This is a genomic window from Microcoleus sp. PH2017_24_DOB_U_A (assembly GCF_020738205.1).
GTDB lineage: Bacteria > Cyanobacteriota > Cyanobacteriia > Cyanobacteriales > Microcoleaceae > Microcoleus.
The window spans coordinates 32,567-50,650 of the sequence record NZ_JAEQCT010000017.1 but is presented as its reverse complement, the minus strand read 5'-3'; the positions used below and the strand labels follow the sequence as shown (position 1 = coordinate 50,650).

Sequence of the window (18,084 nt, the reverse complement as noted above, 5' to 3'; positions counted from 1 at the left end):
GGTTACACTCCTTTATTTATGTCGCGGTTCCTTCATTATATATGATACCGAATTGTTCCTTTGAAATCTTAAATAAACTTTGAACGGTTGTTTTATTTTCAAGTATTTCCCGAAGCCTATTTAATGTCAGTCGTTTAGTAAAAATCTTGGTATAGCTAAATCTGATAGCCATAATATCTTCATCTGGTTTGTCTCTTGCTAGATTCATTAAATCTTTTAACCCATATACACCTAAGTGGCGGAACTGTCTATATAGTTTTTCAGGTTTGTCTATGATAACTTCATCTAACCTAGAACAAGCTTTAACCTCTTGTGTCCCAGTAAATGCTCTGTCGGAGCTAACATACCATAAAATTCTACCAATAACACCAGGTTTTAGACCGCCATTATTTCCCTTATAGTACACCAGTTCGCGTCTGAGTGCTAGATCAGTTTGAGATTCAAAGAGGCAGAGGCACTGGTTAGCCAAGTGTTCATCAAACAAATCTTTTGCCCATCTGGGTTGAATAGGAATAATGAATGTAGGCAAGTCAGCATTAATAACTTTAGCAGGCCAAAGGTGACGTTCTATCTCCGATATAGTCTTTATATCTTGAGTTGATTCGCTGATAGTAAGAGTTTCTGCGAGCTGAATGCAAAAATGATATTCTGGTTCCATATTACCTAATTCGGCAAGGTACTTAGATAGTTCTGTTGATGTTTTTGCAACAGCAAGATTCGCCTTTAAATACCCATTATTAACTCGAACAAAAGCATCTTCTTGAATAGCTTGTAAAACAGTTTCTTCCAGATATGGGTCAATAATTCTGGTAAATTGTCGCTTTTCATCGGCTGAGAGTGATATAGAATAGAAAATCAAATACCGTGCCAGCGTAGCCGCTATAGCGCCTGGACGAACTCGCATGATTTTCACTTTTAGTTCGTAAGTTTGGTGTCGATCAAAAACAATTAAAGCAAGGGGTGTATTTTCATTTTCTAAAAAAACATAACATTGAAATTTATCTGGATTAGCAATAAGGTGGCGCAGCCGTTGTTTAAATTCTCCCTCTGTTTCGCCCTTTTCACTAGCATGAAAACTATCAATTAATCGAAATTGTTCAAATTTTTGGATGAGTTTCATCTTTATAGATGTACCTGCCAAGCGAACAGGTTGATATTCAACATTTCTGCGAATATCATCGAATTTTAAAATTAAATTAGTTGGGCTAATTACTTCCAGTGTAAATTTCTTATAAATCTCATCAGCTAAATTCAAAATTTTTATGTTGCGAGTTACAAATACCGGAGAATCAGAAGCAATAGTTATAGCTAATTGATTTATTGTACCTTGGTCGAAAGTTATAGATTGGCCGACCAACAGTTGAGCGATAGAATATAAAATACCTTCAAGTCTAGTTTTGTCATACAACAACTGAGTAAAACTATTAGCGAGGTAACGTTTGCTATCTCTTAATTTAGCATCATCTATTCTGTTGATTGATTTGAAAATTTCATCAGTGATGCACAACTCCAAGTCATCCTGCAACCAATCAGCGAGTAGAGAGTCGGATTCTGTAGTTTTAAGCTCTTCATTTCCGTGCAATTCCAAGAAAACGCTTGTGTCGATGACTGCACAAAGTTTAGATTCAAGCTTCTGATTAGCAGCATAAGAAAATATTGTAGGATGATTGTGTTCTAGCCACCAAATTGTAAGAAGTTTACCATCCTTACTTTTGCCTGTCTTTTCATCTAAGGGAACAAAGCCTAATTTATACCACATCCCGTCTATTCCATAGTCTCGGCGGCATTTAAGCTCAATCCTATAAAAATCCTGAGTTTTTTGACTTAAGTAATTGACTAGCTTTTTAGCAACATCTTTGCCACGCCATGAGGGAGCGATGCAGAGATGAACAATAACAATTGCGTGTTTTCGGATCACCTTCCGGTATAGCAGATAACCAATACAATTTTTATCGGGATCAATAGCCACAAGAATCGTGCGCTTGATTGCATATTCTGTAAAAGCATCTCTTGGTAACAAGCCAAGAGTTTTTTTATTGGCATCGCTTAATGCTATAACGGTTTGTAAATGAGGGGATCTATGATCGATTGCTTCGATCGTTATCTGTATATTTTTTGTCATTTTGTTACGGTTCCCTCTATTTCATAACGTAGTTGCATGATTAGACACTATTGAGCAAACTCACGATCGCCCTTTTATGCCTACCACGTATCAGATTACCAGTAAATTGGGGAGTGAGAGAGTCAAAAGTGCGATCGCCTCCACCGCCGCCACTTGCCTTCTCAAACCACAAGCGCGCAGCCAAACAAATGCGAAACTTGTGCCAAACTTACTGAAAAGTGTTATATTCAACTCCGTAAACCCTGAACAGCGCTTTCAGGTATGCCAAAATTATCAACGAGTCAACTAAATGCCCTTTACTTTCAAGAAATTAGCCGCCATTGCAATCTTCTTCGTAGCCGTAAAAATTTTAGTTGACTCTGGGCACTTCCAACAAGCCGCCAATGACATCACACACAGAAACCCAGCCAGCGCCACATCAGATACCGAAACTATCCGGCAAAAATCCAGCAGCCCGCCCCCAGCAGAACCCCACAAATCACCGGATCAAAAGTTTGATGTAGTAGTATATGGCGATGAAGTGCCGGGGATATGTGCGGCTATATGGGCAAAAAAGACTTTAGGTGAAAAGGGTAAAGTTGCTGTTGTGCGATCGAACTACGCAACTGCTCTTTTGGGCGGCGTACTCACCCGCGGCGGTTTAGGTTACGTCGATTTAGATAAAATCCCCGACTGGTACCGCCAACCCTACGCCCAATGTTTCCGGGAATTCCTAGACAAAGCGAATGTTCCTGAATCTTGCTTGGAACCAAAAACCGCTGATAAAGCTCTGAGAGAGATGCTTTCGGAAGCCGGAGTTAAACTTATTTCCCACTCAACTCTGACTCCTCACGTAGTTGATAAAAAAATAGAATATGCCGAAGTCAAAGAGAGCAATATTAAAATTCAAGCTAACTCTTTTATTGACGTAACTCAAGACGCGGAACTGGCAAGAAAAGCCGGATTATCTTATTATACAGGATATGAATCGCAAAATATTAAATCAAAAAATGAAACTTTAGCAGTATCTGTAGTGCCGACAATTACGGGGCTAACGATGGCAGACTTCCGCAAAATAGAAGATGACATTCTCTACGACACGCCTTTAGTCGAAAAAATCAAAGCAAGCATTACCAAATATAAAGACCCCGCAAGTACAGAATTCTGGATGAGAAATTTCTTGAGTCCGATTTATCAGGCATATCGAGACGGCTACAACATCAGAAGCGTAGCCCTAGGTGCGGCATATCACGTAGACAGGAACTTGCCCTTTACTCAAGATAAAGGATTCTTCTTTGATAAAGCCAATGTTTGCGTTTATAAAGATAATTCGCTGTCGTGGAACGGGTTTTTATTTAAATATCAAGTTGATGAATTGATGAAGATGGAAGCTAACGGCAGAAAACCGAATGCTGAGATGGTGAAAGAAATGTCACATCTCCAAGAATGGCTGCAAAAAAAATCTGGTAAAGATGTGAGAGTATTTATCCCGGAAGAGATTTATATCAGACAAACTTTGAATGTTCGGGATGTGGTGGCGCCGCTAAGTGGGAAAGAGATTATCAAAGGAGGAACAGAGCCCTCCAAGTCGATCGGCAGTTTTTCCTATGATTTCGACTTGCGGGGGGGAGTCAAGGATTTGGAATCGAGAATTCCGCCGCTGCCGACCTATAATTTTGGGATAGAGAGCGCTTTGGCGAGTAAAGTGAGTAATTTGGCGATCGTAGGGCGATCGTCCGGTTATGTCGGGATGGCGGTATCAGTCGGGCGAATTGCGACGGTGAATATTTATCAAGGACAAGGCGTGGGCGTGGCGGCGGGTTTGGCTAGCAAGTTGGGAGTGCCGCTAAATACGATTACTTCGAGTAAAACAAGGGAAACTTTGGAGACTTTAACGGGGAAAACTACTTATTTGTCGGGGAGAGATACGAGTTATGGCGTGGATTATAAAGAGGTGAAATAGATCTAAGGAAGTAGTAGGGGACGAGCGAAATATTCGGTGGAAATAGGAAATTTTGTAAACTAATTAAGAGCGATCGCACTTTTTTTTGACAAAGTGCGATCGCTTTTTCTTTGCTGGTTCAACTCAAACACCTGAAACTTCTTTTTTCTGTAACATCGCTTCTCTAAATTTACCAATGCGTTTTGCAGATTTCTCATCCACCGCCGTTATCATCTGACCTACTTCTATCATTTGCCGTTCAACTATTTTTGTCATTTCCAGCAGTTCAAGTAATTCTTTTTCATCCGGTAGCTGTCTCATTGTAAGTTCTCCAATCTAGCAATAATTCGTTCCATGCCTATTTTAGCTTCCAGCACCCGACCTAGCAAGTCTCCTTCTACGGCGCAGGATTCCCAAACTCTTAGATATCCTCTCGATCTTCGCTCTGCTGCTGCTGGTATTCTGTAATAATGTTTTGAATATCTTCTGCTGCAATATCGACTTGTTCGGATTTTGTGTAAAGGGTCAGCAAAATGATTCCCGTTGCTGTTTGGACGTAGTAAATTAAACGATAGCCACCACTTTTACCTTTTTGAGTGTCGCTATTTCGGACTCTCAACTTGAAGACTGCATAACCCACTCCAGCAATTCGATCTCCTGGCAGTTCTCCCCGTGTGAGTTGTTCGATAACGGGTTGAATATCATTGCGAATGCTGCGGTATTTTTTTGCAAGAGTGCGTAAATTGCGGTTGAAGGTTCGCGAAACTATAACTTGAATTAAGGGCAAGTCAGTCATTTTCAATTCCTTCCCACATTTGAGAAACCGAAATGGTTTGCCCAGTCATGGCTTCGTGCCAAGCTTGCCGAAAATCTTGTAGCAGCGCTGCTTTAGATTGGCCCTCTCCGTCAATTTCTGAGGGTTCTGGAATACTAAGAGAATTAGCAGCAGGCATCTCTTGGATTTCTGCTGAGAAAACCTCTGCCAGATTATTTTGTGAAACGATTACCCCTTGACGTTGCTTTTGGCTTAGAAACTCTATAAAACTCGCAACTAATGCCAGATGTTCTGGAGAGAGTCGATCGAGCCATCGATCGATTTGATGTCGAAGTGCTGCTACATTCATAATGCCATCATACCTTTTAATTTTACCTTCATTTTAACGTAAGTATAAAGGTAGTGATGCGATTGCCGAGCGGTACATTCAGTTGACGGCTATTGGAACGGGAACCTTGGTGGAAATTGACCCGGATGGTTCAACCAATAGGGGCGATTGTTAATCCCCCTCTTTGAATCGCAAGTAATGTCAGGGTTTCGGTAGAAGTTGGATTTGAGTGACATTCAGTTTATGTGCCAAAGAGATTTTAACTCGCTCCAACTTTTTAACATAGAGAAATGTAAATTCGATCGAGATTTTTACCATGACTTTTACGCTTCAAAGAAACGGCACCCACTTCTTTGGCACTACTTACATGAGTCCCACCACAAGGAATAATGATATCACCATAACGCCAGTAAGAGATATCTTTTGTACTAGGATCTGACTCCATCAAAATTTCATCGCCTTGAGCAATCAAATTATTAGCTAAAGTAGACACTTTTGGAATCAGTTCAGGATTGAGTTTATTAGCGTAGTCTAAACGGGCACTCTGTTCATATATATAGCAACCTTTGATATATAGCTTTTCTTGATGACCATAGATTTCTTCAAGGGCGTGTAAAACAAAGTGAGTTGCACTGTGGTAACGCATTAGCTTGTATCGATAATCCCAATCAATCTTCATATGCACTTTTTGTCCTACGATAAAAGGGGAAGGACTATCTAGTTTATGAACCACCACAGTATCAATCTGTACCATCGGAACTTCGACATCTGGACGGTTTATATAGATAGGTTTTCCGGGTTGCTTTTGTACGTCAATGATAGCTACATCGTCAATAAAGCCTTTGTCAGGTACTTGCCCTCCTGATTCTGCATAAAATATAGTTCGATCTGTTACCAGCAAATCATCTTGTGTATGCAGCACGGTAGCTTCACATTCAGTCTGATAGGGTTCATCAATCCACAACTTCTGAGTTGGGGGTAGTTTTTCTGGACTGTTAAGAATAAAAATCGTCATTTCAATCTCCTTATTTTGGAAAGTTCACAGTTTACTCAAAACTGAGCAACAAAGCTTGATGTCATCAAAAAATCAATCAAAAAGATCTAAGTAATCAATAGCTGAGTCATAAGCCATCGTCAGAATATTGACTTTGTGATGTAGCTGTTTCTTTTGCTGAACTTCCTCAACAACTTTTAAAGCAGCGGCGACATTAGCTCCAGAAGAAATACCTACTGACAAGCCTTCTTTTACGCTCAGATTTTTCATCATTTGTAATGACTCTTCAAATGTTACAGAAATCATTCGATCTATGATATTAACATTCAATACTTTGGGGATAATGCCAACAGCAAGACCTTGAATATTGTGAGGAAAAAATTTATTTTCTAGAAGCTCGCAGCCGTCTGGTTGAACTCCTATAATTGTTACCTTTGGTTTTTCTTTTTTGAGAATTTCTCCTATTCCTGTAATGTGACCTCCAGTACCAATACTGGCAATAAAATAATCAATTGTTTCATTTTGAAAGTCTTCCAGAATTTCTGGAGCTGTTGTTAATCGATGAATTTCTGGATTTGCTGGATTTTGACCTTGATTTAGCATCACATACTCAGGATTTTCAATCTGAATTTCCATTGCTAGCTCACCATGTGAATTACCTCCTTTACGACTATCAGAAAGGATAATTTTTGCTCCTAACGCTTTTAATGATTTTTGTTTTTGTGAGCTATAGTTATCAGGAATAACTAAGATCACATTGTAGCCGAGGATAGCAGCAGCTATAGCAATTCCCATTCCTGTATTTCCTCCAGTTGGTTCGAGAATTGTTTGTCCTGTATTTGGTTTGAGAATCCCTTGTTTTTCGGCATCTTTAATCATATTAAAGGCAATTCTAGTTTTGTGGCTACCTCCAGGATTAAACGTTTCATTTTTTATATAAATGGCAAACTTTGAATCAAGGGATTTATCAATTATTTTTTGAAGCTTAATCACTGGAGTTTGACCAATTGTCTCTAAAATTGAGTTGTAAATCATAATTAGTATCACTGTTTTGTGTTTTGCAATCTTTTTTTGAGTATCTTCTCAGATCTTTCTACCAGGAAAAACAGCAATTAACTGATAATCTTCTGCAATAAATCTGAATAGTTTAGAACAGATAATTTCATCTCTTTGTATATCAATTATCAGGTGATCTACTGGATAAATTGGCTTGCCATCAAATAGAGCATTTTTTTTGTCTTCATTGCTGAAATAAGCTCCTACATCAGGATGAGAATGATAGATTGCCTTGACTGGATTGACTGAAGCAATATTTCTGCTTAAGAACAAGGAATCTTCTGATGAAAAAACAAACCCTTCTCTTGCGCTCCTGGGATAAGTTACTGGATCTGATTGATGTAATTGATTTTGAATGTTTTTGCAAGATCTGATGCCCTTTTCAAGAATTAACCCACAGCATTCATCTGGATAACTTTGGCGGGCAAAATAGTAAACTTTTTCAAGCAGCTCCTCAGAAATATTTTTTTCTATTTCTGAACGTAGAGATTGACCTTGTATGTAGATAGCCTTCATTTTATTTCTTGATAATTTGATTGGTTGTTCGTAGCAATACTTTAGAATTAGCAGGGATATCTTCGGTGATGACAATATAAGGAGAAATTTTTACGTCGTCACCAATTGTCACCGCACCAAAAATCCTGACACATCCACCTACTTCCACACGATTTCCTAACGTTGGATGCCTTTTACTATATTGATTTCCAGAAATCCCTCTTGCACCTAAAATTACGCCTTGAAGAATGTAACAGTCATCACCAATTTCACAAGTTTCACCAATCACAGTACCATAGCCGTGATCTATAATACATCTACGACCAATTGTGGCTGCTGGATGAATTTCAACTCCACTTTTAGCTTTGGCTTGCTCGGATATCCTTCGCGCAACGATTTTTAGATGGGTTATCTCATTTCCATTACTGTGACAACTATAATATAAGGCATTGGCTACTCGATAATACATGAGAGCTTGAAAAGAGAGATAACTCTCAAAAATATACTCAGGCGATTTTTTCGCCGCTGGATCTTTATTAGAAAAGCAGATCAAGTCATCGTAAATTCGATCGTTTACTTGATCAATAATCTCCCGAGTTTTAAGTTCGCTGATAGAGCTTTCTGATAAATGGGATTGCAAGAGACCCTCGATTACTTGACTGATTTGACGATCGAGACGACTAAAAGTGAGCAACATACAGTGAACCTCACAAGAAGAGTAATCAGAGCTACTGAATTCCAGAGACTTGCAGGCTAAAGATTCCCATGAGCATCAGGAATTGGGGAGCCAAAGGCTTCACATTGCAAGCCGCCTGAGACGATCGCGACAGCATTGGCTATTAGTCCAGACTCTAGGGTGCGATCGACCACGATCGCGAGTCTCTTTGGATTTTCTGGAGCAGGCGGTTCCAGTAGGGTATTGGGATCTAGAATGACCTGTTCTTCGGGTAGGCGATCGCGAACAGCCCAATAGCCTACATCTGAAGCGGCAGCACTTGTCAGAGCTTCAAGTTTCATAGTAATCTTAGAGGGAAAGTTTATTTCAGAAGAGTTCTGCCGAGGCAGGACTCTTTTCGTTTGTTATTTACACTTTACTACTCGCGCCTGCTCTTGTCAACATATTTTGCAAATATTTTTTGCGTTTTACGACAATCACGACTATCTTTAATATAATTTAGCAGTCGATCGCTCTTGCAGAAGCCTTCCAAAACGTTCCCTGGAATGACCAAATCTTGGCGTAAAGCCACTCTGGAGGGCTGCTGAGCCATTACTCTTGTGTTGCTCCGCACCCTTTTATAGATAGGACTTACACATAAACTCTATCTGTAGAGTATGCACTGCGTACTCTACAGATAGTGTAAAAGACTCTTTTCGTAAGTCCCGATCGAGTGGGTAGACCTAATAGGTTAGGTTTCCCGCACCTCTGGGACAAAGGAAAAGTCTTATGTGTCAATCAGTCTGGCAAGGAAGACTATCGTTTCACGATTTCCGGTTTTTGCAAAATGAGTATGTTTAATTATCTTAGGTACGGCATCCACTCATGACGATCCAGCGTATGTCTGTTAGGATTGGGGCAGATGGCAAATGAATTTGTCTTATCAAGATCGTCAAAACTTACAGTTGTGATGCTCAAAGGCTAGCTATATGGTGTAAACTTTTGTGGGCTTAGCATACAGCTAGCTGCAACGACCTCAAGCTTGCCAGCCGAGCTTGACCTCTGAAATGCAAGCAGGGCAACTAGCACCTCGCAGCAAGTCAGCTTTATTGCGAGTCTATTGGTTTCAAAAAAAAAGGAGAGTAAATAATCTCAATGGCACGCCCAAAACGCACTCGTTCTGAAGATACCGGGTCTCAGTCAAAATTTGTTCAGGTTGTGGAAGGCTATCTTGCCAAAGCAAACTGGACAAAGCAGCAATTCATGGCTGAAATCCAGGTTGGGGAAGCTCAGTTCTATCGGTGGGCAAGGGGCGAAAACGTTCCGTCAAAAGCAATTGTTAATCGTATTGCAGTATTTTTAGGTCGTCGCTTAGATGAAGTCTATCAGAATCTTCCTCATAATCCCTTTCCAGTTTCTGATACGATTGATGGCTTGTTGAATGAACTGCTTGAAGCGGCAGGGTACAGCGCCAGTATTCGGGGAAAGGTAGTTGATTCTAGCTGGCAAGAAATAGCTCATAATCGCTCATGGAAACTTGGGTATACTCTTGTTTATCCAAATTGGGCAGAGCCTCCGGAAAGGTATGGAGAAAAGCCTATTGGTATTGCCATTGACTGCGCTGAAAGAGTAGGTGATTTGCTTGGGATAGACACAGAATGGCAATACTTAACTTGGCAAGAAATGCCTCTTGCAATTGCTGAACGTAAAGTTCATGGAATTGCCCCTTTCATGCTGGCTGCACCAGGCAGATTTTTTGATTACCGCTTATCTGATCCGTGGTATTCAGGGGGAAAACTTAAACTGACCGCAGTTACTCTACCAATAGAAATTGATGCAGACTTTCTAGAAGATTTACCACATAAACGTGTTCGGTTGGTTTACATAGAAAATGAGATCGGAGATTGGGTAGTCAGTATGCTCGGTAATTATTACGAGCGAGAGGCATTTGCAGACAAAGCAAAAGCTTTTAGTTATATGAAAGCCTTTGAGTCCAAGGAAAGTGATGTGATTCCTATTCTATGCTCTGACCACGTTCTTTGTAAAAGTGTAGCTGATGAGAATAACTGGCAAGTTCTCAATATAAGATGTGTGAAGGATTTGGAATTGTATCCAGCATTTGCTTTTCACCCAAATGAAGAACAATTAACCGCCTCTGTTAATGCTGTTTTGAAGTTGGTCAATCAAGTTTCATAAATCATCAGTGCAAGGAGCTAGTCAAATTGTGAAAATTTCATTTAGTCTGTTAGCAGAACAAATAATTAATGACGAAGAACGAATTCTCAAAGAATTGGCGGTGGAAAAATCTCTGTGTGATATTACAAGTAATATTGAGGGCTTAAAGCAATTTGCTGAAGCTTTTCACTTTATCCGCTATGACTTCTGCCACCTCAACTTTATTGTGGGTGAGCGGTGCTGCACCAATGAATTTTTGTGGGAGGGAATAGCGAAAAATCTGTACGAAGAATTGGGCGGAAAAAGTGGGCAGAGCCACAACCAGTTGTACCGAGATTTTTTAGCTTCCGTTGGCGCTCGGGAAGAAGATTCTCTAAAGGAACCTGCATTTGCCTCCCTGTTTAATCGGGCGCTGCAAACCTACTGTCGGCAAGCGCCCCTTGCAGAAGCCCTGTTTACTATCGCAATCTATGAAGCTTTTGACATCCCCGACTACCAACTACTACTACGGGTTGTGAAACAAGCAGATGTCTCACAGCAAGGGCTACGTTTCTTTCAGCTTCATGCTGTCGCCAACCACTTTGAAATGTTTGAAGATGTTGTAGCTTGGCTTAGAAAACAAGAAGGCGGAGAAAGTGCCTTCAATCGGGCAAAAGAATTTGTTTTTCAGACACAAACTGAAATGTGGCGTGGATTAATAGCGCACTTACAAGACAAAACAACAGATTGCTGTATTTAAAAATTTTGATTCCTTTGGAGGAACACAATGGGCATTAAAACTTTTAGAAAGAGATGGTTTACGATCGCCATTTCACTAGCAATAGTCTTCTTGGTCAGCTTGGCTTCATGCACAAAAAATTCTGCACAACAAACCAGTCCAAATACCACCAGCACGTCAACCTTGGGGCAAATCGCAGCCAGTAGCAAAATCAAAGTCGCCTATCTCGTCTTTCCGCCAACCATCACCAAAAACCAAACCACTGGAGAATTGGGCGGGCATTTAGTAGATACAATCAAAGAAATTGCGCGGCTCAACAACTGGACTCCCGAATTCATCGAAACCGATTGGTCAGGCTTTGCTACCGGGCTGGACTCCCGTCGGTTTGATGTTTCGATCGTCCCCACCTTCGTCACCGTCCCCAGAGCCTTATCCGTCTACTTCACCAATCCCCTCTTCTACGCAGGCAACAGCGCCATCACTAAAGCCGACGAAACCCGCTTCACAACCCTGGAAAGCATCGACCAACCCGGAGTCACCGTTGCTGTCACCCAAGGCGAAGCTGGCGACGAATATGCCAAAGCCAACTTCAAGAAAGCCAAAATCACCCGCTTCTCTGGTGGCGACCAATCCCTTGCCTTCCAAGCTGTTGTGGCAGGTCGCGCCAATATTGCCCTCGGTGATGCCTATGTTACCTCCCAGTTTGCCAAAGCCAACCCCCAAGTCAAAGACCTTTTTGCCAAAGCCCCCTATAACCTCACTCCTGTCTCCTGGGCAGTGCGTAAGGGCGACACCGAAATGTTGAACTTCCTCAACAGCAGCCTAGAATCTTTAGATTACCAAGGTCGCCTGCGGGAGTGGGAACAAAAAGCAGGTGCAAACTGGTTGCACATCAAGAAAGTTTGGGAATTTACCAAGTCGTAATTCATCAATGAACTGGAACTTTTCCATCATCTGGAATAACCTGTTACCCTTGTGCTTTGCCTTACTAACCACGATCGGGATTAGTCTTGGTAGTATTGCTCTTGGAACGATCGTCGGCGTGTTAGTCGGGGTGCTTTCCCTCACATCCTCCCGACTCATTTCTGGGTTCGCCAAATTCTTCATCGAACTTTTCCTCGCACTCCCCGCCTTAGTCCTACTCGTTTGGCTTTACTACAGTCTGCCTCTACTCATCCCCGGCTTTATCCTGGACGGGCAAAGCTGTGCCGTGTTGGGGCTAGGTTTGAGCCTCGCTGCCTTTGTTGCAGATATCATCCGGGGTGGGATTAACTCCATCCCCCCTGGAGAAATCGAGGTTGCCTACTGCACGGGTATGACTCGCTTAGAAACGATTCGCTACATCCTGATTCCTCAAGTTTTTCGCAAATCCTGGCTGCCCCTCATGGGACAGTACATCACCACCTACAAATTCTCTACCCTGGCATCAGTAATTGCTGTGCCAGAAATCCTTCATACAGCCAATTCAATCATTGCTCAAACCTACCGCCCGATCGAAATTTATTCAACAGTTGCCGCGATGTTCATTGCTACCGTTGTTCCTCTCAACCTCTTACTAAGACGGGTACAGCAAGTCAAAGAACTGGGTGGCACGGAGACAATATAAGCTCTCAATCCTACAATGCAAAGTTCATTCCTAAGCATCGAAAATCTGGGCAAACGGTTTAATAATGCCAATATTCTAGAGAATGTCAGCTTCTCGCTAGAAAAAGGTGAGAGTATGCTGATTCAAGGCAAAAGTGGCTGCGGGAAAACTACCCTGTTGCGCTGCATTGCGTTGCTAGAATCGATCGATCGAGGTCAAATTATCTTCAATGAAAGAGTCGTTTCCCAAGCAGGTCATCTCGATCGTGTGAACAGTCGGCTAGAAATTGGCATGGTTTTTCAACAACTATACCTCTGGTCGCACATGACTGTTCTGGAAAACGTAGCACTACCCCTTTGGTTGCGTAACGGTAAACGTAAAAAGCTAGCAGATGAAGCTGCCAAGCATCAGTTAGCTCAGCTTGGGATTGAAGATAAAGCGAATGAGTACCCCAATCAACTATCAGGAGGACAACGGCAACGGGCAGCATTTGCCCGTGCGCTGGTACACTCTCCTCAACTCCTGCTACTCGATGAAATTACAGCAAATTTAGATCCTGAAACAGCTTATAAAGTTGTAGGCATTGTTGAAAAAATTATTGAAGCAGGTACATCTGTCATTTGGGTGACGCATTCCGAGCTACCTTCTGCGATCTGGTCTTATGTTCTGCGTTTTGGCGATCGCATCTGGATCAAAGAGAAATATAATTAGGGATTAGTTGGAGAAAGCGAATTGAGTCAAAGCATAATGACAGAAATTTTTGAGATGGAGGCAGAAATTAAAGACTACATTATTCAAGCATCTTTGAACTCGGAAAATATTTGAGTGTCGCTATTTCGGACTCTCAACTTGAAGACTGCATAACCCACTCCAGCAATTCGATCTCCTGGCAGTTCTCCCTGTGTGAGTTGTTCGATAACGGGTTGAATATCATTGCGAATGCTGCGGTATTTTTTTGAAAGAGTGCGTAAATTGCGGTTGAAGGTTCGCGAAACTATAACTTGAATTAACGGCAAGTCAGTCATTCTCAATTCCTTCCCACATTTGAGCAACCGAAATGGTTTGCCCACTCATGGCTTCGTGCCAAGCTTGCCGAAAATCTTGTAGAAGCGCTGCTTTAGATTGACCCTCTCCGTCAATTTCTGAGGGTTCTGGAATACTAAAAGAATTAGCAGTCGGCATCTCTTGGATTTCTGCTGAGAAAACCTCTGGCAGATTATTTTGCGAAATGATTATCCCCTGACGTTGCTTTTGGCTGAGAAACTCTATAAAACTCGCAACTAATGCCAGATTTTCTGGAGAGAGTCGATCGAGCCATCGATCGATTTGATGTCGAAGTGCTGCTACATTCATAATGTCATCAAACCTGTTGATTTTACCTTAATTTTAACGTAAACCCGCCCCGCCTTGAATATCGCTCTTCCCTCTCTCTGCCTCTGACGCGGATGCGGTTCAAAACTCTTCTCCTCCCTTCTATGGCACAATCATAAATAAGATCAAACCTTCAAGCCACCATGACCGGAAACCTACCACCCCAATACGACCCCAAAGCCACCGAAACCAAATGGCAAAAATACTGGGAAGACAACCAAACCTTCAAAGCTGACCCAGAAGGCGGCGGCGAACCCTACTGCGTCGTCATTCCGCCGCCCAACGTGACCGGCAGCCTCCACATGGGACACGCCTTTGAAGAAACCCTAATTGATGTCCTCGTCCGCTATCACCGCATGACTGGACGCAATACCCTGTGGTTGCCGGGAACGGATCATGCTAGTATCGCAGTTCAAACTATTCTCGAAAAACAACTCAAAGCACAAGGCAAAACTCGCCACGATTTAGGTCGAGAAAAATTCCTAGAACGGGCTTGGGAATGGAAAGCTGAGTCTGGCAATACTATTACTAATCAATTACGCAGTTTGGGCGTGTCTGTCGATTGGTCGCGGGAACGCTTTACGATGGATGAAGGCTTATCCGCTGCGGTTTTAGAAGCTTTTGTCCGCCTCTACGATGAGGGGCTGATTTATCGCGGCAATTACTTGGTGAATTGGTGTCCGGCGAGTCAGTCTGCTGTGTCTGATTTGGAGGTTGACCAGCAGGAAGTTGAGGGGCATTTGTGGCATTTCCGCTATCCTTTGACGGATGGTTCGGGTTATTTGGAGGTGGCGACGACTCGGCCGGAGACGATGTTGGGCGATACTGGCGTTGCTGTGAATCCAGAGGACGATCGCTATAAGCATCTTATCGGTAAAACTGTCACTTTGCCAATTATAAATCGCGAAATTCCAATTTTTGCCGATGAATTAGTTGACGCGACTTTCGGAACAGGTTGCGTGAAAGTGACTCCCGCCCACGATCCGAATGACTTCGAGATGGGTAAGCGCCACAATTTGCCGTTTATCAATATCATGAATAAAGACGGCACTTTAAATGAAAATGCCGGAGAGTTCCAGGGACAAGACCGATTTGTTGCCCGCAAGAATGTGATAAAGCGGTTAGAAACAGACGGAGTTTTGGTAAAAATTGAAGATTACAAACATACAGTTCCCTACAGCGAACGCGGCAAAGTTCCTGTCGAACCGTTGCTATCTACTCAATGGTTTGTGAAAATCGATCCTCTGTCTCAGCGCGCTTTGGAAGCCTTAGATCAAAATAATTCACCTGTCTTTGTTCCTGAAAGATGGACAAAGGTTTATCGCGATTGGTTGGTGAAGCTAAAAGATTGGTGTATCTCCCGACAATTGTGGTGGGGACACCAAATCCCGGCTTGGTATGCTGTTAGCGAAACTCACGGCGAGATTACTGATACAACGCCGTTTGTGGTGGCGAAAACTGAAGCTGAGGCGAGGGAAAAAGCGGAGGCTAAGTTTGGCACAGATGTCCAGCTAGCAAGAGATCCAGATGTATTGGATACTTGGTTTTCGTCGGGATTGTGGCCTTTCTCAACTCTGGGATGGCCGGATGAAACTAAGGATTTGGATTTTTACTATCCGACAACTACTTTGGTGACTGGTTTTGATATCATCTTTTTCTGGGTTGCTAGAATGACGATGATGGCAGGACATTTTACAGGAAAGATGCCTTTTGAGACTGTTTACATTCACGGTTTGGTGTTGGATGAAAACGGCCACAAAATGTCTAAGAGTAAAAACAACGGTATTGACCCGCTGCTGTTGATTGCGAAGTACGGGACTGATGCTTTGCGCTACACTTTGGTTAAGGAAGTGATTGGGGCCGGGCAGAATATTCGCATGGAGTACGATCGCAAAACTGATGAATCTAAATCAGTCGAGACTTCCCGGAATTTCACGAATAAGTTGTGGAATGCCGCCCGGTTTGTGATGATGAATCTGGAAGGACAAACTCCACAGCAGTTGGGAAGTCCTTACCCCCCCCAGCCCCCCCTTGCTAAGGGGGGGAGTGAAGAAGGGTTGGAATTGTGCGATCGCTGGATTCTTTCTCGCTATTATCAAGTTGTACAACAAAGTCGCACTTGTTTAGAAAATTACGGTTTGGGAGAAGCAGCGAAGGGGCTTTACGAATTTATTTGGGGCGATTTTTGCGACTGGTATATTGAGTTAGTCAAGTCTCGCTTGCAGCAGGATGCTGAACCAAATTCTAAGAAAGTTGCACAGCAAACTTTTGCTTTTGTTTTGGAAGGCATTCTGAAATTGCTGCATCCTTTTATGCCGCACATTACTGAGGAAATTTGGCACACTCTGACTCAAACGGGTGATGGTGATTGTTTGGCTTTGCAAGCTTATCCTGAACCTGACACATCGCTAATCGATCCAGAATTAGAACACCAGTTTGATTTGTTGTTTGGGACAATTCGCACTATTCGCAATTTGCGGGCAGATTCTGATATCAAACCGAGTGTGAAGGTGACGGCGATTTTGCAAAGCGAAAATGAAAAGGAACGCCAAATTCTCTTGGATGGAGGCGTTTACATTCAGGATTTGGCGAAAGTCGAAAATCTGACGGTGACAGCTAATTTAGACGCAGATTTGGGACAGACAATTGCTGGGGTTGTTGGTACTGTCCAAGTCTTGATTCCTCTGGCTGGTGTGGTCGATTTAGCGGCTTTGCGTGGTAAGTTGGAGAAGAAGCTGGCCAAGGTGGAAGCTGAAATTAAGCATACGGCGGCGCGTTTGACTAATCAGAAGTTTGTGGATAAGGCTACTCCTGATGTGGTTCAGGGCGCGAGGGATGCTTTGGCGGAATCGGAAAAACAAGCTGAGATTTTGCGCGATCGGCTAAAGTTGTTTTAAGGAGTCATTAGTCAGTTGGCAGTTGGCAGTTGACAGTAGTGGCGGGTGGGGTGAGAAACCGGGTTTTTACCGAATCTCTGCATAACAACGAAGTATCTTCGTAAAAAACCCGGTTTCTGAGCTCCCATGGCATCGACTGGACATCATCTAATAACTGCTTTTAGTTACCGGGGGGTTGGTTGCGGTTGCGATCGTATATTTCATAGAGTCGCTGAGTTATTGCGATCGGAATTCCCAAGGCAGGGGCCGCGATTTTGATGCCTTCTACTTTCTTTAAGCAACTTGGTATTGGGCAACGTTACCCAAGGCATCTACGGCGCTTTCCCTGACGTGGGCGTTGGAGTCTTCTAGCAAGCGGATTAAGACTGGAATCAAGGCTTCGTTACCGAGTTTTCCAAGGGCGATCGCACTTGCTTGACGAATTTCGGCATTAGGATTTTCAACTAATTTGAGTAAGGCAGGAATTGCTGTATCGGAACCAATTTTTCCTAACGCATCTGCCGCACTTTTACGCACATCGTAGTTGGCATCTTCAACAAGTTTGAGTAAAGCCGGAATTGCCACCTCGGAACCGATTTCGCCTAATGCTTCAGCGACACTTTGACGCACAAAGTTATCTGAATCTTTGCCTGTTGCTAGCAGGTGAGGAATTGAGGCTTCATTTTTCAGTTGTCCGAGGGCTTGGATGGCGCTGTGGCGGACTTCTGGGGCGGTGTCTTTGAGGGCTTTTACTAATAGCGGTTCCATCGCCATATCTCCCATTTTTCCCAATGCTTCTGCTGCTTTTGCCCTGATAGCGGGGCTGGCATCCTGTAGCGCAGTGCAAAAGGTGTCTAATATCATCTGATAGTTTGCCGGATCTTGAATCATCCTGTTAGCCTTTGGTTGGGATAGCGCTTACTTTTCTATCAAATTTTCGTCACGACTTACGCACTCCGCCAAAGAAACCGGGTTTTTTACCGAATCTTCGAGTACGAACGAAGTATCTTCGC

Annotated in this window: 20 protein-coding genes; 7 read left to right on the top strand and 13 right to left on the bottom strand. The window is 42.7% G+C overall.

Annotated elements, in window-relative coordinates; genetic code table 11:
• Positions 1 to 16: 16 nt before the first annotated feature.
• Both JGK07_RS02000 and JGK07_RS01995 read right to left on the bottom strand, forming a co-directional pair.
• Positions 17 to 2,122, bottom strand: coding sequence for a GNAT family N-acetyltransferase (locus tag JGK07_RS02000; RefSeq protein ID WP_293189294.1), 2,106 nt, complete (start codon positions 2,120 to 2,122; stop codon positions 17 to 19).
• A 40-nt stretch (positions 2,123 to 2,162) separates the two neighbouring features.
• The gene (locus tag JGK07_RS01995) at positions 2,163 to 2,306 is read right to left on the bottom strand and encodes a hypothetical protein (RefSeq protein WP_293189292.1); all 144 of its coding nucleotides are present in this window, start codon (positions 2,304 to 2,306) and stop codon (positions 2,163 to 2,165) included.
• A 105-nt stretch (positions 2,307 to 2,411) separates the two neighbouring features.
• On the opposite strand from JGK07_RS01995, the gene JGK07_RS01990 reads away from it, so the two are divergent.
• A complete protein-coding gene (locus JGK07_RS01990) occupies positions 2,412 to 4,064 on the top strand; it encodes an FAD-dependent oxidoreductase (protein ID WP_293174301.1) in 1,653 nt (550 codons plus the stop codon).
• A 123-nt stretch (positions 4,065 to 4,187) separates the two neighbouring features.
• On the opposite strand, the gene JGK07_RS01985 is transcribed toward JGK07_RS01990, so the two are convergent.
• The 8 genes from JGK07_RS01985 to JGK07_RS01950 all read right to left on the bottom strand — a co-directional run bounded on the left by JGK07_RS01985 (position 4,188) and on the right by JGK07_RS01950 (position 8,708).
• Positions 4,188 to 4,364, bottom strand: coding sequence for a hypothetical protein (locus JGK07_RS01985; RefSeq protein WP_293174304.1), 177 nt, complete (start codon positions 4,362 to 4,364; stop codon positions 4,188 to 4,190).
• A 100-nt stretch (positions 4,365 to 4,464) separates the two neighbouring features.
• The gene (locus tag JGK07_RS01980) at positions 4,465 to 4,839 is read right to left on the bottom strand and encodes a type II toxin-antitoxin system RelE/ParE family toxin (protein ID WP_293174306.1); all 375 of its coding nucleotides are present in this window, start codon (positions 4,837 to 4,839) and stop codon (positions 4,465 to 4,467) included.
• Positions 4,832 to 5,167 (bottom strand): hypothetical protein, encoded by a 336-nt coding sequence (locus tag JGK07_RS01975; RefSeq protein ID WP_293174309.1) that lies wholly within the window; start codon positions 5,165 to 5,167, stop codon positions 4,832 to 4,834. Before JGK07_RS01975 ends, JGK07_RS01980 begins: the two co-directional genes overlap by 8 nt.
• Positions 5,168 to 5,423: 256 nt before the next feature.
• Positions 5,424 to 6,161 (bottom strand): alanyl-tRNA editing protein, encoded by a 738-nt coding sequence (locus tag JGK07_RS01970; RefSeq protein WP_293174312.1) that lies wholly within the window; start codon positions 6,159 to 6,161, stop codon positions 5,424 to 5,426.
• Positions 6,162 to 6,233: 72 nt separating this feature from the next.
• Complete coding sequence (locus JGK07_RS01965; protein WP_293174315.1) at positions 6,234 to 7,175, bottom strand: PLP-dependent cysteine synthase family protein; 942 nt, start codon at positions 7,173 to 7,175, stop codon at positions 6,234 to 6,236.
• A 48-nt stretch (positions 7,176 to 7,223) separates the two neighbouring features.
• A complete protein-coding gene (locus JGK07_RS01960; protein WP_293174318.1) occupies positions 7,224 to 7,712 on the bottom strand; it encodes a Mov34/MPN/PAD-1 family protein in 489 nt (162 codons plus the stop codon).
• Position 7,713: 1 nt separating this feature from the next.
• The gene (locus JGK07_RS01955) at positions 7,714 to 8,388 is read right to left on the bottom strand and encodes a serine O-acetyltransferase (RefSeq protein WP_293174321.1); all 675 of its coding nucleotides are present in this window, start codon (positions 8,386 to 8,388) and stop codon (positions 7,714 to 7,716) included.
• Positions 8,389 to 8,444: 56 nt separating this feature from the next.
• Entirely contained in the window at positions 8,445 to 8,708 is a 264-nt protein-coding gene (locus JGK07_RS01950) for a hypothetical protein (RefSeq protein ID WP_293174323.1), read from the bottom strand.
• A 793-nt stretch (positions 8,709 to 9,501) separates the two neighbouring features.
• On the opposite strand from JGK07_RS01950, the gene JGK07_RS01945 reads away from it, so the two are divergent.
• From JGK07_RS01945 to JGK07_RS01925, 5 genes are read left to right on the top strand one after another with little or no spacing between them, the layout of a single operon-like run.
• A complete protein-coding gene (locus tag JGK07_RS01945; protein WP_293174326.1) occupies positions 9,502 to 10,542 on the top strand; it encodes a transporter substrate-binding domain-containing protein in 1,041 nt (346 codons plus the stop codon).
• 28 nt (positions 10,543 to 10,570) lie between these two features.
• Positions 10,571 to 11,260 (top strand): iron-containing redox enzyme family protein, encoded by a 690-nt coding sequence (locus JGK07_RS01940; protein ID WP_293174329.1) that lies wholly within the window; start codon positions 10,571 to 10,573, stop codon positions 11,258 to 11,260.
• A gap of 27 nt (positions 11,261 to 11,287) precedes the next feature.
• Positions 11,288 to 12,163, top strand: coding sequence for a transporter substrate-binding domain-containing protein (locus JGK07_RS01935; protein ID WP_293174332.1), 876 nt, complete (start codon positions 11,288 to 11,290; stop codon positions 12,161 to 12,163).
• Between the two features lie 7 nt (positions 12,164 to 12,170).
• The gene (locus JGK07_RS01930; protein ID WP_293174335.1) at positions 12,171 to 12,845 is read left to right on the top strand and encodes an amino acid ABC transporter permease; all 675 of its coding nucleotides are present in this window, start codon (positions 12,171 to 12,173) and stop codon (positions 12,843 to 12,845) included.
• Between the two features lie 15 nt (positions 12,846 to 12,860).
• Positions 12,861 to 13,535, top strand: a complete 675-nt coding sequence (locus JGK07_RS01925; RefSeq protein ID WP_293189290.1) for an ATP-binding cassette domain-containing protein — start codon at positions 12,861 to 12,863, stop codon at positions 13,533 to 13,535.
• An 83-nt stretch (positions 13,536 to 13,618) separates the two neighbouring features.
• Here JGK07_RS01925 and JGK07_RS01920 read toward each other — a convergent pair whose 3' ends face one another.
• On the bottom strand, positions 13,619 to 13,849 hold the full coding sequence (locus JGK07_RS01920) for a hypothetical protein (RefSeq protein ID WP_293174342.1): 231 nt from the start codon (positions 13,847 to 13,849) through the stop codon (positions 13,619 to 13,621).
• Positions 13,842 to 14,177 carry a hypothetical protein gene (locus tag JGK07_RS01915; protein WP_293189288.1) on the bottom strand — a complete coding sequence of 112 codons (336 nt, stop codon included), beginning with the start codon at positions 14,175 to 14,177 and terminating at the stop codon, positions 13,842 to 13,844. The genes JGK07_RS01920 and JGK07_RS01915 overlap by 8 nt, the downstream gene beginning before the upstream one ends.
• Positions 14,178 to 14,338: 161 nt before the next feature.
• Here JGK07_RS01915 and JGK07_RS01910 point away from each other — a divergent pair, with 161 nt between their 5' ends.
• Positions 14,339 to 17,092: a valine--tRNA ligase gene (locus JGK07_RS01910; protein ID WP_293197162.1), complete on the top strand. Its 2,754-nt coding sequence runs from the start codon at positions 14,339 to 14,341 to the stop codon at positions 17,090 to 17,092.
• Between the two features lie 273 nt (positions 17,093 to 17,365).
• Here JGK07_RS01910 and JGK07_RS01905 read toward each other — a convergent pair whose 3' ends face one another.
• Positions 17,366 to 17,935 carry a HEAT repeat domain-containing protein gene (locus tag JGK07_RS01905; protein WP_293189284.1) on the bottom strand — a complete coding sequence of 190 codons (570 nt, stop codon included), beginning with the start codon at positions 17,933 to 17,935 and terminating at the stop codon, positions 17,366 to 17,368.
• Positions 17,936 to 18,084 lie beyond the last annotated feature (149 nt).